A 14,045-nucleotide genomic window follows, 5' to 3' on the forward strand; every position below is an offset into this window, starting at 1 on the left:
AAGCTGTGTGTCTGTCATCCTGGCTGCTATCCAGTCTTTTCACCCGTCTTATAAGGATTCCCCCATGCCGAATGTGTTGTCTCTTCTCGAGGAAGTCGCGTCGCCGACCATCGGGCTCGGTTGCATGAACTTGTCCCATGGTTACGGGACGCCGGTGCCGGAAGCCGAGGGCGTGCGGGCGTTGCAGGCGGCGTTCGAGATGGGCTATCGGCATTTCGACACCGCGACCCTCTATGGCGCGACGGCCAACGAGTCGCTGGTGAGCAAGGCGCTCGAGGGGCGACGCGAGCAGTTGCTGCTGGCCAGCAAGTGCGGCATGGCGATCGACCCGGCGCTCGGCCGCAAGGTGATCGACGGTCGCCCCGAGACACTGCGTCGCCAGTGCGAGGCGAGCCTGCAGCGTCTACGGACCGATCGGCTGGATCTCTATTATCTGCATCGAATGGATCGCCAGGTGCCCATCGAGGAGAGCGTCGGGGCGTTGGGGCGGCTGGTCGAAGAGGGCAAGCTGCGTGCCGTGGGGTTGTCCGAGGTCTCCGCCGAGACGCTGCGTCGTGCCCACGCCGAGTACCCGGTGGCCGCGGTGCAATCGGAATATTCGCTGTGGACGCGCAATCCCGAGATCGCCCTGCTCGCGGCATGCCGTGAACTAGGCACTACGCTAGTGGCGTTCAGCCCGCTGGGCCGAGGCTTTCTCGCGGATGCGGTCCCGGACCCGGCGCGTCTGGAAGAAAGCGACATGCGGCGCGGTATGCCGCGTTTCAGTGATGAGCATTATCCGCACAATCAGCGTCTGTTGGCGGATTTCACTGCGCTGGCCGCTGAGCTTGAGATAACGCCGGGGCAGTTGGCGCTGGCATGGGTGAAGGCGCAGGGGGCCGATATCGTGCCCATTCCCGGCACGCGTGATGTCGCGCACATGCGCGAGAACCTGGCAGCGGAGACATTGCGATTGGATGCTGCCTCGCTCGAAAAGTTGAACGCGATGATGACGCCCGATCAAGTCCGCGGCGGACGTTACAGCGAGGCCCAGCAGGCGGACATCGATACCGAGGAGTTCGCCTGACGGCCATCCTGCGCGCGCCGCGTTTCGCGCACAGTGCCTGTCGGTGATCTCTGACAGGCAAATGACCGAGCAGGCTCTAGGATGAAAGTGCGGCGAAGGAAGCGCCGTGCAAACTCCCGGCTAGGATGGCCGGGGTTTTATTTCCTGCCGTATTCTGCTTTCTTCCGTGCCTGCTGTTCATGCCGCCGACGCTGCCGGCGGCGCTTTTTTATCACGCTGTGCCTCTCATCATGACGTTCCGCCCATTTCGCGTTCGAGTTGCCGTGTCACATCGCTGGGCGAGCCGGTACGCCGGGCCAGGATGTCGTAGGCGACGGGTACGACGAGCAATGTGAAAAGCGTGGCAGCGGCCACGCCACTGAAGATGACCGTGCCGATGACCAGGCGCGTTTCTGCGCCGGGGCCGCTGGCGAGGATCAACGGCACGGCGCCGGCCATGGTCGTCACGGCGGTCATTAGTATCGGGCGTAGGCGCGTCACCGAGGCGTCGATCAGGGCGTCACGAAAGGTGCGCCCTTCATCGCGGAGCTGATTGGCGAATTCGACGATGAGGATGCCGTTCTTGGCGGCGAGCCCGACCAGCATCACCATGCCCACCTGACTGTAGATGTTCAGCGACTGGCCGGTCAGCCATAGGCCAAGCAGGGCGCCGCTGATCGCCAGCGGCACGGTCAGCATGATGACCAGCGGATGCACGAAGCTCTCGAACTGCGCGGCTAGGACGAGGAAGACGACCAGCAGGCCCATGAGCATCAAGAAGGCGGTAGCACCACTGGCGTCCTGATAGTCCCGCGAGGGGCCCTTGTAGTCGATCATGGCGGCGGCGGGCAGTTCCTCGTCGGCGATGGCGTTGAGATACCCCAGTGCCTCGCCCATGGAGGTGCCGTCCTCGAGGTTGGCTTCCAAGGTGATCGCGCGCGGACGCGATTGAAGCGGTTGAGCTCGCTGGCGTCGGCATAGTTGCTGAGAGTGACCAAGCTCGCCAGTGGAATCAATTCGCCGCTGCGCTCGGAGCGCACCTGGATGTTATCCAATGCACTGGGGCTGCGCTGTGTGTCGCGCTCGCCTTCGAGCATCACGTCGTATTCCTCGCCGTCATCCACGTAGCTGGTCACACTGCGCCCCCCGAGTAGCGTTTGCAGGGTACGGCCGATGGTGTCGACGGTCACGCCGAGGGCGGCGGCGCGTTGGTAGTCGATCTCGATGCGCAGTTGGGGCTGGGTTTCCTTGTAGTCGCTCTCCACGGCGGTGAGTCCCGAATCGTCCTCGCGAATGCGCTCGAACAGGCGGTCGCGCCAGACGACCAGCGATTCGTAGGTGCCGCCGCCGATCACGAATTGCACCGGTTTCTGAATGCGCCCGCCGAAGCCTTGTCGCATTACCGGGGCGGCCTCGACCCCGGGGAGGTCCGCGAGGCGCTGTCGCACGTCGGCCATGATATCCCAGGCTGAGCGCCGCTCCCCCCAATCGGCGAGACTGACAATCACCATGCCGTCGTTGAAGTTCTCGATATTGCCGTAGCCGCGTGGTGCGCGTACTGAGATGTTACGGATCTCGCCTTCGTCGACCAGTGGCAGCAGGCGCGCTTCTATCTCGTCCATGTAATCCTGCATGTAGTCGAAGGTGGACCCTTCGGGGCCGTTGACGAGGATGAAGAAATTACCGCGATCCTCCTTTGGGGTGTATTCGTTGGGTAGCTCGGTGAACAGCCAGACCGTGGCGCCGAGCAATGCGACGAATACGACCAGGCACAGCCAGCGCACGCGTAACAAAGTGAATAGTACGTAGCGATAGAGGCGCTGGGTGGCGTCGAGCAAGGTATGTACGGCATGGCTGATACGGCTCTCGTGCATCCGCGGATCGAGGATCTTGGAGCACATCATGGGGGCTAGCGACAGCGCCAGCAGGCAAGAGATCGCCACGGCGGCGGCCAGGGTCAATGCGAATTCGGAAAACAAGCGTCCGATGTCACCGCGTAGAAAGCTCAATGGCACGAATACTGCGATCAGCACCAGGGTGGTCGCGATGACCGCGAAGCCGATCTGGCGTGTGCCATGAAAGGCGGCCACCAGCGGTGTTTCACCATAGAGCTGCATGCGGCGGTGGACGTTTTCGAGCACCACGATGGCGTCGTCGACGACTAGGCCGATGGCGAGTACCAGGGCGAGCAACGTGAGCAGATTAAGCGTGAAGCCGAAGGCGTTCAGGGCGATGAAGGTGCCGATGATCGAGATCGGCACGGTGACCGCGGGCACCAGCGTAGTCCGCACATTGCCCAGGAACAGGAAGATCACGATGACGACCAACCCCATGGCGATGAACAGCGTGGCGACGACTTCCTTCAAGGCACCGGAGACGAAGACCGAGGAGTCGAAGTTGAGTCGCAGTTGCATGCCATCGGGCAGTGTCGATTCCAGGCGCTTCATCTCTGCCTTGACGCCCTGGGACACCTCCAAAATGTTGGCGGTGGACTGTTTCATGATGCCCAGGCCGACCATGGGCACGCCGTTGCCGCGAAACAGCGAGCGTTCCTCCACCGAGCCCACTTCGACACGCGCCACGTCGCTCAGTCGCGTGAGATAGCCGTCATTTCCCTGGTCGATGACCAGGTCGCGGAAGTCGGCGGCGGTCTCGAAGCTGCGCGGCAGTCGCAGGGTGAACTGGCGCGAGTCGGACTCCAGAAAGCCCGCCGGGAGTTCGACGTTTTCGGCGCGCAATGCGCCTTCCACGTCACTGACGGTCAGGTCGCGGGCGGCCAGTGCATTGCGCTTTAGCCACACACGCATGGCGTATTCTTTGCCACCGCCGACCCGTACGCGTGAGACGCCGGTTTGCGTGGAGAAACGGTCGACCAGGTAGCGATTGGCATAATCGGTCAGTTCGGGGACCGAGTAGCCTTCCGCCGTGAGGCTCAGCCACATGATGACGTCGTCGCTGCTATCGGATTTTTCCACTTCAGGTGGGTCGGCTTCCTCGGGCAGATTATCGCTGACCCCGGACACCCGGTCGCGAATATCATTGGCCGCTGCTTCGATATCGCGGTCGAGATTGAACGTGATGTCGATCTCGGACTCACCATCACTGCTGGTCGATTCGATGAGATCAATGCCCTCGATGCCGGCGATACGATCTTCGAGTACTTGTGTGATGCGGGTTTCCACGACATCCGCCGAGGCCCCCGGATAACGTGTCTCGATACTGACCACCGGCGGGTCGATGGCGGGGTATTCCTGTACCGGCAAGCGTTCGAGCGCGAGGATGCCGAAGGCGATCAACAACAGGGCGAAGACGGTTGCCAGCACCGGGCGCTGAATGGCGGTATCGGAAAGGCGCATCAGCCGTCTTCTCCGTCACGTTCTTGCTCGTCGTGTACCGCGCCGTCGCGCGCAGTTTCGAGGATTTCGCTGATGGTGAGGCTGCCATCGTCGAGCGCCAGGATATCCACGTGATCGCCATCGCGTACCTTGTTCATGCCATGGCTGACGATCCAGTCGCCTGGCGAGAGGCCGTCGAGGATTTCGACGGTCCCGACGCGGCGTTTGCCGATCTCCACTTGGTGGCGTTGTATGCGGTTGTCCGCATCCCGCAGGATGCGCATGACGTATTGGCGGTCGCCGCTGGGCACCAGGACGGACTCCGGCACCACCAGTGTCTGGCGTGGATTGCGCTCTAGTGTGACCACCATCAGCATGCCGGGGCGCAGAATGCGCTCGGGGTTGGGCAAGCGCGCGCGTACGCTGACGCTGCGCGAGACGGGGTCGATACGCGTGCCGATGCTGGTCACCTCGCCACGAAAGGTACGTGTGGGATAGCTGGGAGTGGTGGCGCTGAGCGACAGCCCCGGTGTGAGCATGTCGAGTACCGTCGCGGGGACAGTGAAATCGAGTTTCATGTCATCGAGCTTGTCGAGCGTTACCAGCTCGGTGTCGGGCGTGACCAGCGCTCCGACGCTGAGGTTGCGCTGGCCGACGGTGCCGTCGAACGGCGCGCGCAAGCGATGATCGGCGAGGCGTGCTTGGATCTCGTCGATTTGGGCGTCGACCTGGGCGAGTTGGGCCTGGGCGTCCTCGAAGTCGGCGCGGGTACCGACGTTGCGGTCTTGTAGTTGCCGGGCGCGCCGCACGGCATTCTCGCGTTCTTGGCGCAATGCGCGGGCGGCACGCAGCTCGGCCTGTTCTGCGCTATCGTCGAGGCGGATCAGTAACTCGCCCTCGGCGACGCGCTGGGCGTCATAGAAATTGAGTTCGGCCACGGTCTCGGTCACGGTCGCGGAAAGCGTCACGCTCTCATCGGCACGCAGCGTGCCCAACGCTTCCAGCGGGTCGCTCCACGTGGCGGTGGAGGCCTTGACGGCGATGACCTGCGTGCGGTCGGTGTCTTCCTGTGCCTGAGCGCCTGTCAGTGCCAGCAGGCTCAATGCCGCCAGCCCTAGGGTGTACCGACCGAGTGCGCTCACGGTCGGGAGAGAAAATACGGGCATAGTGTCTCGTTATTATGCTACTCGTTGACGATGAGCGCGGGGACGCCCCTGCGTGGTACTGACCCTGTGACACCGGATAATACGCACCGGGAGACTGTCGTTGTATCCGACCCAAGTCATGGATGAAAGTGCAGGAAGCGTTTTGGCCCATCATGCACGGTTTTGACACGTTTGGCGCTGCGGGCCACGACCTTGCGTTCAACGCGGTAGGTGCGTGCCGAGCCTCCGCACTCGTCGCTTTCTCGGATAACGCTTAGAATGTTCGCCTTTGCCAGCAATGAGACGCGATGATGGCGCAAACCTATGACGTAGTGGTGATCGGTGCCGGTGCGGCGGGACTGATGTGTGCACTGACCGCTGGTTACGAGGGGCGGCGTGTGTTGGTGCTCGACCATGCCAACAAGGCGGGCAAGAAAATATTGATGTCTGGGGGCGGGCGCTGCAATTTCACCAACCTGGCGACGGGACCGGAGCATTTCTTTTCCGCCAATCCGCATTTCTGTATCTCCGCGCTCAAGCGCTATACGCCGGGCCATTTCGTCGAGCTCGTCGAGCGCCATGGCATCGAACATGTCGAGAAAGCGCCTGGACAGCTCTTCTGTGCCGACTCCGCCAAGCAGGTGGTGTCCATGTTGCTCACCGAATGCGAATGGGCAGGGGCGGAGGTACGCCTCAAGACGCGTATTACGTGCCTCGATCGATACGGTGAGGGCATGCGTCTCGAGACCTCGAACGGTGTCATCGATGCCGGTGCAGTGGTCATTGCCACCGGCGGATTGTCGATTCCGACCATGGGGGCCACCGGTTTCGGCTATGACATCGCCCGTCAGTTTGGCTTGGGCGTCACCGAGACGCGCGCTGCGTTGGTGCCGTTCACGCTGACCTCGCAGTGGCGGGAACGAGCGGCGTCGCTGGCGGGGGTGAGCTGCCCGGTAACGGTCGAGGTCGGCGAAGGCCGCTATCGTGAACCCATGCTGTTCACGCATCGCGGTGTCTCGGGTCCGGCCATGCTGCAGGCCTCCAGCCATTGGCAGCCGGGTATGGCGCTGTCCATCGACTTGCTGCCGGATATCGACGTTGCCGGGGCGCTAGCCAACATGCGTCATGAAGCGCCCAAGCGGCATGTGTCCACGTGGCTGGGGGAGTGGCTTCCCAGGCGCTTAGCGCAGGCCTGGTGCGAATGGCAAGGGGTGACAGAGCAACCGTTGGGCGCGCTTTCCAACCGTGAGGTGGCGCGCCTGGAGGGTGAGCTAAAACGCTGGCAGCTCAAACCCGCAGGGACCGAAGGCTGGCGGACAGCCGAGGTGACGCTCGGTGGCGTCGAGACGCAGGCGATTTCTTCCAAGACTTTTGCGGTAGAAGGGCTACCGGCGCTACGTTTCATCGGCGAGGCGCTGGATGTCACCGGTCAGTTGGGCGGTTTCAACTTTCAATGGGCCTGGGCCTCGGGTGTGGCCTGCGGGCAGGCCGTGTAACAAGCGGCAAAAAGGGCAGAGGAGGCGTCCATGCTGCAACGTGCATCGCAAGCGCTCTGGCATGCCATGGGACAGTGGCTTCCCGCTCGTCGTGCCAAGCAAGCGACGCAGGAACGTATACCGGTCGTCGTGTGCGGATTGGAATATGCGCATTACCGGCTGCTGACACATTTCGCACGTTCGACACGCTATAGGGCTCTGGCGGTGATCGATGACTACCCCTGGCATCACGGCACGCAAGTTGAAGACGTACGTGTCTACTATCCCAGCGAGGTGCCGTCATTGGTAGAACGTCATGGCGTGGCGGCGGTGGTTTATTGCCATGCGGATGAGCTGACCGTCTTCGACGATGCAACGCGTGAGCGGTTGGCGGCGTGGGGGGTGCCCTGTGTACGCCTGTCGCCGGACGACGAGGATATCGATGCCGAGCTGACGCGCCGGCTGACTTTTTGAATATGAAAAAGCCCCCGAACGGGGGCTTCATGCAATCGCGGAAACTAACGGCGTGTGAGGCGGTACAAGGCGCGCACTCGATTGACCAACAAGAAGGTCGAGAGCCCGCGGCGCATCCAGGCGCGAGTGGACCTGGGACGTCGCACGCCCTGCGCCGCAAGTAGGCCGAAGCCACCGATCAAGGGCGCACGCCACTGCATCAAGCGTTGCCAGCCATGATCGATAGGCGCCGTGGCATCACGCCAGTCATGCAGCGCATGCCCCATATCGAGACGCTGCTGCAGGATACGGGTCTCGAGATATTCGAGTTCCGCGGCGCGCTCACGACGATTCACGAGAGCCTCCCAACGCTTGGCGGTCTTGTTCCAAATGACTCAAGGTGGACTGCATCAGGCGCCGACGTTTGGCGATGCGCTTGGCACCGAACGCAAAGCATGCGGTGATGATGAACAGTACAGCCGCGCAAACGCCAATGGCTAGTAGGCGATGATCTTCCCAATACAGTACCACCAGCATTAAAAGCAGCATGCCGAGGGCGAACGAGAAGGTGATCAGCGCGGCACCTGCCAGCAATAGCAGGCTGAGCATGCGATCACGTTCGGCTTCAAGCTCAAGCACAGCGAGACGCAAACGCGTCTCGCCTGTGGCAATCACATTGGAAAGCAGACGGCGCGCCGAGGTGATGACGCGCTCCGCCGGTCCCTGGCGATCCGCCATTAGCGACGCCCGATGAGCAAGCCAATGACGACCCCGACACCAGCGCCGATGCCGATGCTGGTCCAGGGATTGTCACGCACGTAACGATCACAGCAATCCATCTGGTCGCGTGCGCTTTCGTAGAATTTTTCACCGCGGGCTTCAAGCTTAGCGCGCGTTTCGCTGAGACGCTGTTGAGCACGCTCGCGTGCCTCGGTGATGTGGCCGCGAGAATCGTCAGCTGTCGCTTTGACCAGTTCTTCAACGGTCTGTGACAGATGACGCAGGTCATCCTTGAGCTGGTCGGTGGAAGCTTCGCTTTCGCGTTGGCCGCCGGTAGGCTGCATGGTCATGGTGTCTTCCTCTGACAGGTTAATGGCGTCTTCAGCATAGCAGGCCAAGCAGACGTATCAACAGCCCTTCCTGGCCTGCATCGCTATTCTAGGCCAGGAATGCCGGCCAGGAAGGTGTTGATGCTGAAACCGAGCCCTATGCGGCGATTGCTGTGGTCGTAATCGATTAGGCTTTCGCCATAGCCGTGATAATACTGAACGTAACCGCGCACCTTACCGAATAGCGGAAACGAGTAGTCCAGCTGGGCGCCGTAATGGTCCTTGCCGGGATTGCCACGCATCAGCAGAGAAATTTCCTGATCGCCGAAAGCGCGCACCATGGTGATGTCACCATAGCCGATATAGTCCTGAAGGTCGGGATTGTCGTCGTCTTCCTCGTTCTCGGGAACTCGCCAGTGGGGCGCGACACTCACCGCCCACTCGCCGCGTTGGAATACCATATCGGCGTAGACACGATTCCAGCTACGTGACAACGGGTCGGAGCGGCCGTTGGACTGGTGAGCAAAGCCGATGCGATTGATGGTATTGGTCCAGCCTAGGGCGCTCATACGGTTATCGAAGCTGATGAAAGCCTCGGGTTCGTAGTTGGTCTCGCGAAACGGTGCCGACGCTTCGGAATTGTAGGCTTGCCACCAGCTTCGCTGGGTGTAGGCGAAGTACACATCGCCGTTATCGTCGAACAGGTCTTCGATCAGGTTGACCTTGAAGCTCAACTGGTACTTGACCTCGGCGCTATCGGCGTTGGCCGCATCGCTGACCTGGCGGAAGCGGTCTTGATCCGGATTGGCGTTGTAGGCCCACGGCAATAGATAGTTGCGCCGATACGTGGTTACTGCCAGAGGATTACGAGACGACTCGCGTTCCAGCTCGCGACGTTTGTCGGCACGGGTTTCTACTTTCTGTGCCTCGCGTTCTTCGGGCGTGGCGTCGACCTCCGTGGTCGTGGCGTCGTCGGCCAAAGTGTCACGCAACTCGTTAAGCTCCGCTTCCAGTGACTGGACACGTGCTTCAATGGCCTCGCGCTCGCTGTCGCTCAGGGTGTTGGCAGCCTGCGCAGGGGCGGACAGCACGAGCGTGAGCAATACGAGAATCGGCAAGCAGGGGCGTGGTGACTCCATGTCATTTAGTACCTTGTCGATGGCGAGCATTGGTCATCGTTAATGTTTCTATCACGCTGGCGATAGAACGCAAATATCCGCACAAGATTGCCATGTGCGTGTCACGCACCGACAATCGGCGCAACGCATGGGGACGAGGACAGAGCATGTCGTGTCGACGCTGGCATCATTTATTCGCTTGGCAGTACTGGCCTGGGCGGCATGGGCGTGCGCATGCCAAGTGGCGTGTCAGCCATTGTATCGCATATGTGGCGATTTGCCTGCTGTGGGCGGTTGGCGACGCCTCGGCGCAGTCGGCGTTACCTGAACACGACGCGTTGACGACGCGCCTGGATCGGCTGCAGTCCCTTGAGCAGCCCAATAGCGAACAGCGCGCGGCCATAGACGATACTCGCGCGGCGCTTGAGGCGCTGAAAGAGCTCGACACGGTCGACGCTAAACTCGACGCACTCGAGCAGCGTGCGGAGAACGCGCCTCAGGAATCGAAATCCTTGACGCAACAGCTGCAGCGGCTGGAACAGGCGTCAGCGTCACCGAGTGAGCGCGATCTTGGCGATTTATCGCTGGACGCATTGCGCGAGCGCACCGGCGATGCCCTAGAGCAGCTCGAGACGCTGCAAAGCCGTCTAGCGGACGTCAACGCCCAGTTGATCAGCGCCCAGACCCTGCCGGAGCGCGCCCAAACGGCGATCGCCGAAGCTCGGGAGCGTGCCGATACGCGCCAGTCTCAACTTGCCGATCTGGACGACGTCGAAGAATCCAACGAGGTGGAGCTGGCCAAACGCGACCGCTACCGAGTCGAGCAGGCATTGGCGGAACGCCGCGCGCAGTGGCATCAGAGCGAGCTTTCTCACAACACTCGGCTGCGCGAGCTGGCAATGCAACAGCGCGATGTGTTGGAAAAGCGCATCGCGCTCCAGGAAGACCAATTGTCGGCGTTACAGTCGGCGCTGGACCGTGAGCGGCGTGAGCAGTCGGAGAAGGCTATCGCCGATGTCGGCCGCGAAGATGCCGAGGCCATCGCTTCACATCCCGTGTTGACAAAGGTTCAGCAGGTCAACCGTGATTTGAGCGGTGAGTTGCTGGAGGTGACCGACCGCGCTAACGACCTTGTGCGTGAAGGGATCGAAACACGTACACAGCTTGACCGTGTACGTCAGGTCCAGCGCACACTCAATGAACAAATCGATGCGATTCGCGGTAGCTTGCTGCTGTCGCGCATCCTCCGCGAGCAGCGTGAGTCGTTACCCGAGGTGGATGAGCTAGGCGGTTTGCAAGATGAGATTGCCGACCTGCGTTTGCGTCAGTTCGATCTATCCCAGCAACGCGATGTGCTGCGTCGTCCCCAGCAACTCGCTGATAAAAGCCTTGCCGAAGCGGATATCGACGACGCCCCGGGCCTGCGCGAGGCGCTGATAAAGCTATTCGAGTCGCGCCGCAAGTTGCTCGATCAGCTCGACGAGGAATACGGCAACCTGCTGACGATTGCCATCAACCAGCAGCTCAATCAGCAGCAGTTGCTGGAGATCAGCGGCGCGCTACGTGCGACCATTGAAGAGCAGCTTTTTTGGGTCGCCAACGGACGGCCCCTCGATTTGACATGGCTGCAGCAATTTCCACGCACGCTGTGGCAAGCCATGATGCAGGGTGACTGGCGTTCGGCGTTGGTGTCCGCGTGGCAGCGGCCCGATGCTGAGGCGTTTGCCATGTTACCGCTGTTGCTGCTTTCCGCTGTGCTGTTGTTGTTGCGGCGTCGTATCAAGGCGTCTCTACTTCGACTTCACGAGGAAGTCGGGCGTCTCAAGCGCGATACTCAGATGCATACGCCCCGGGCGATTGCGCTCAACGCATTGCTCGCAGCACATGGTCCCTTGTCGTTGGCGGCCATCGGCGGCGTGCTCAACTTGGGCGGTCATGGGTTTGCCGTCATGTTGGGCGCCGCGCTGTTGCAGCTAGCGCTGGCATGGGGCGTCGTCGCTTGGTCGCGACGCTTGCTGGTCGCCGACGGGGTGGCGGCGCGCCACTTTCATTGGTCGCCGCAATACGTGTTGCGCTTGCGGCACTTGTTGCTGTGGCTGGGTATCGCGCTGATTCCGGTCATTTTGATCAGCAACGTCGCGCCCTATAGCGATGTGCGTCTGGCGGAGCGGCCGTTGTCGCTGCTGTTGCTGCTGCTGGGACTGGTGACGATGACGGTGGTATTGGTGCGTCTGATCCTCGCCCATGTGCCGTTTTTCGGCCTCAAGCTCTTCCGTCTCCTGTTGGGCTTGGCGTTATCGATCGTGCCTTTGATACTCGCCGGCCTGATCGTCATGGGATTCGAGTATACCGCGCTCAGTTTGGTCGGACGTTTCATCACCTCACTCTATATTCTCGGGCTGTGGATTCTCGTCGAGGCAGCGGTCGTCCGCGGTTTGGCGGTCGCGGCGCGGCGATTGGCATATCGGCGTGCGGTGGCGCGTCGCCGTGCGCAGGCCAAGGAGGACACCGAAAGCGGACTCGAAGTGGTCGAAGAGCCACCGCTGGACATGGAGCAGGTCAATCAGCAGTCGCTGCGGCTGTCCAAGCTGATCCTGTTTTTGGGCTTCACGCTGGTGCTGTACGTGGTGTGGGCGGATTTGCTGAGCGTTTTGTCTTATCTCGATAACGTCACCGTGTGGCAGATCGAGCGTGGCCAGGGCGAGGCAATGACCACCAGCCCGATCACCGTGGCCGATGTTCTCACGGCACTGGTGCTGGTCGCGTTGACCCTGATGATGGCGCGCAACCTACCCGGGCTTCTGGAGGTCATGGTGCTCTCGCGCCTGAGCCTCAAGCAGGGCAGTGCCTATGCCATTTCCTCGCTTCTGTCCTACACCATCGTGGGGACGGGGGTCGTGGTGTCGTTGGGAACGCTTGGGGTGTCGTGGGACAAGCTGCAATGGCTGGTCGCCGCACTGGGCGTAGGGCTGGGCTTCGGGCTACAGGAAATCTTCGCCAATTTCATCTCGGGGCTGATCATTCTGTTCGAACGCCCGGTGCGTATCGGCGATACCATCACGCTAGGGAACTTGCACGGGACGGTCAGCCGCATCCGCATTCGCGCCACCACAGTGACGGATTTCGACCGCAAGGAAATCATCATTCCCAACAAGACCTTCGTCACCGATCAACTGATCAATTGGTCGCTTTCCGACAACATCACGCGGGTGGTGCTGACCTATGGTGTCTCACACGGCTCTGACCTAGAGCAGGTCCATCGACTGATGCGCCAGGCCGCCGAAGAAAATCAACGCGTGTTGCGGGAGCCCGAGCCGCAGATATTTTGCCTCGAATACGGCGCGACGGCGTTCAGCTTCGAGTTGCGGATCTTCGTCAACGACTTGATGGATCGCCTGTATGCCAGTGATGAAATCAATCGACGCCTCGATGCCTTGTTCCACGAGCATGGCATCCGCATTGCGTTCAATCAGATGGATGTCTGGCTGCACGATGCGTCGGGGCGGCAGGCCTGGATAAGTTCGCAGCCCCAGGCGGATGCCCCATTGGGCGGTGAGGTGTCGACATCGAGGCCGGCGCGACGCGAGGGAATCGAGGATGCCGATACCGGTCGCGGCCACGGCGGAGACGGTACGGCTGACAGCGATGAATAAGGAGGCAGCCGTCAGAGGCTCTTGGCCGCATGCAGGAGGAACTCGCGGTTACCATCGCCGCCGCGCAGCGGGCTTTCCTGCCAGTGGCGGATCTCGAAGCCGGCATCGGCGCAACTCTCGCGGATGCGAGCTTCCACCGTCGCGTAAAGCGCCGGATCGCGGACGATGCCGTGGGCGTCGACCTTGTGGGGGCCGACCTCGAATTGCGGTTTGACCAGTGATACCAGGTGCGCGCCAGGGGATAGCACGGCGGCGAGCTGGGGCAGGATCAAGGTCTGCGAGATGAAGGAAACGTCCATGACCGCCACGTGGAGTCCTTCCGGCGCCAGGGCTGCGAGCCGTTCTTGGGGAAGCGCGCGGGCGTTGACGCCTTCCAAGCAGATAACGCGCTCATCCTTGCGCAGCGATGCGTCGAGCTGGTCGCGCCCGACTTCGATCCCCACTACGCTCGCGGCGCCGTAGCGCAGAGCGCAATCCGTGAACCCGCCGGTGGATTGCCCCACATCGATTACCGTCATGCCTTCGAGGCGAAGTCCCAGCGTCTCGAGCACGGCCTCCAGCTTGAGACCGGCGCGCGAGACGTAGCGTTCCTCCGGATCGTCGGCGAGCTGGAAACGGCTGTCGTCAGCGACTTTCTCGCTGGGCTTGGTCAGCGTGCGCGGAGGCTCCGTCGAGACCAGCGTGACGCGCCCATGACGGATCAGACGCTGGGCCCGCGTGCGTGAGCGTGCCCAACCCTGGGCGACGAGAAGATGGTCGAGACGTTGCATGC

Annotated in this window: 10 protein-coding genes and 1 pseudogene; 4 read left to right on the forward strand and 7 right to left on the reverse strand. The window is 61.7% G+C overall.

From position 1 onward, the window contains the following. The first annotated feature begins 64 nt into the window (after positions 1-64). A complete protein-coding gene (locus tag KZO83_RS04355) occupies positions 65-1,066 on the forward strand; it encodes an aldo/keto reductase (protein ID WP_247619883.1) in 1,002 nt (333 codons plus the stop codon). Positions 1,067-1,294: 228 nt separating this feature from the next. Here KZO83_RS04355 and KZO83_RS04360 read toward each other — a convergent pair. Both KZO83_RS04360 and KZO83_RS04365 read right to left on the reverse strand, forming a co-directional pair. Next, positions 1,295-4,401, reverse strand: a pseudogene (locus KZO83_RS04360) (efflux RND transporter permease subunit). Continuing rightward, positions 4,401-5,546: an efflux RND transporter periplasmic adaptor subunit gene (locus KZO83_RS04365; RefSeq protein WP_247619884.1), complete on the reverse strand. Its 1,146-nt coding sequence runs from the start codon at positions 5,544-5,546 to the stop codon at positions 4,401-4,403. Before KZO83_RS04365 ends, KZO83_RS04360 begins: the two are co-directional and overlap by 1 nt. Before the next feature lie 290 nt (positions 5,547-5,836). On the opposite strand from KZO83_RS04365, the gene KZO83_RS04370 reads away from it, so the two are divergent. Both KZO83_RS04370 and KZO83_RS04375 read left to right on the forward strand, forming a co-directional pair. Further along, on the forward strand, positions 5,837-7,021 hold the full coding sequence (locus tag KZO83_RS04370; protein ID WP_247620180.1) for a BaiN/RdsA family NAD(P)/FAD-dependent oxidoreductase: 1,185 nt from the start codon (positions 5,837-5,839) through the stop codon (positions 7,019-7,021). A 30-nt stretch (positions 7,022-7,051) separates the two neighbouring features. Continuing rightward, positions 7,052-7,474, forward strand: coding sequence for a nucleoside-diphosphate sugar epimerase/dehydratase (locus tag KZO83_RS04375; RefSeq protein ID WP_247619885.1), 423 nt, complete (start codon positions 7,052-7,054; stop codon positions 7,472-7,474). A 44-nt stretch (positions 7,475-7,518) separates the two neighbouring features. Here KZO83_RS04375 and KZO83_RS04380 read toward each other — a convergent pair whose 3' ends face one another. From KZO83_RS04380 to KZO83_RS04395, 4 genes are all read right to left on the reverse strand, one after another. After that, entirely contained in the window at positions 7,519-7,809 is a 291-nt protein-coding gene (locus KZO83_RS04380) for a YqjK-like family protein (RefSeq protein WP_178998063.1), read from the reverse strand. Continuing rightward, positions 7,796-8,191, reverse strand: coding sequence for a phage holin family protein (locus tag KZO83_RS04385; protein WP_178998064.1), 396 nt, complete (start codon positions 8,189-8,191; stop codon positions 7,796-7,798). The genes KZO83_RS04380 and KZO83_RS04385 overlap by 14 nt, the downstream gene beginning before the upstream one ends. Further along, positions 8,191-8,523 (reverse strand): ElaB/YgaM/YqjD family protein, encoded by a 333-nt coding sequence (locus KZO83_RS04390; RefSeq protein WP_247619886.1) that lies wholly within the window; start codon positions 8,521-8,523, stop codon positions 8,191-8,193. The genes KZO83_RS04385 and KZO83_RS04390 overlap by 1 nt, the downstream gene beginning before the upstream one ends. An 83-nt stretch (positions 8,524-8,606) precedes the next feature. Beyond that, positions 8,607-9,671, reverse strand: coding sequence for a phospholipase A (locus tag KZO83_RS04395; protein WP_247619887.1), 1,065 nt, complete (start codon positions 9,669-9,671; stop codon positions 8,607-8,609). A gap of 116 nt (positions 9,672-9,787) precedes the next feature. Here KZO83_RS04395 and mscK point away from each other — a divergent pair, with 116 nt between their 5' ends. Then, entirely contained in the window at positions 9,788-13,273 is a 3,486-nt protein-coding gene (gene mscK, locus KZO83_RS04400) for a mechanosensitive channel MscK (protein WP_247619888.1), read from the forward strand. A gap of 11 nt (positions 13,274-13,284) precedes the next feature. On the opposite strand, the gene KZO83_RS04405 is transcribed toward mscK, so the two are convergent. Next, positions 13,285-14,043 carry a TlyA family RNA methyltransferase gene (locus KZO83_RS04405; RefSeq protein ID WP_247619889.1) on the reverse strand — a complete coding sequence of 253 codons (759 nt, stop codon included), beginning with the start codon at positions 14,041-14,043 and terminating at the stop codon, positions 13,285-13,287. Positions 14,044-14,045 lie beyond the last annotated feature (2 nt).

The sequence above is a fragment of the Chromohalobacter moromii genome (assembly GCF_023091865.1).
Classification (GTDB): domain Bacteria; phylum Pseudomonadota; class Gammaproteobacteria; order Pseudomonadales; family Halomonadaceae; genus Chromohalobacter; species Chromohalobacter moromii.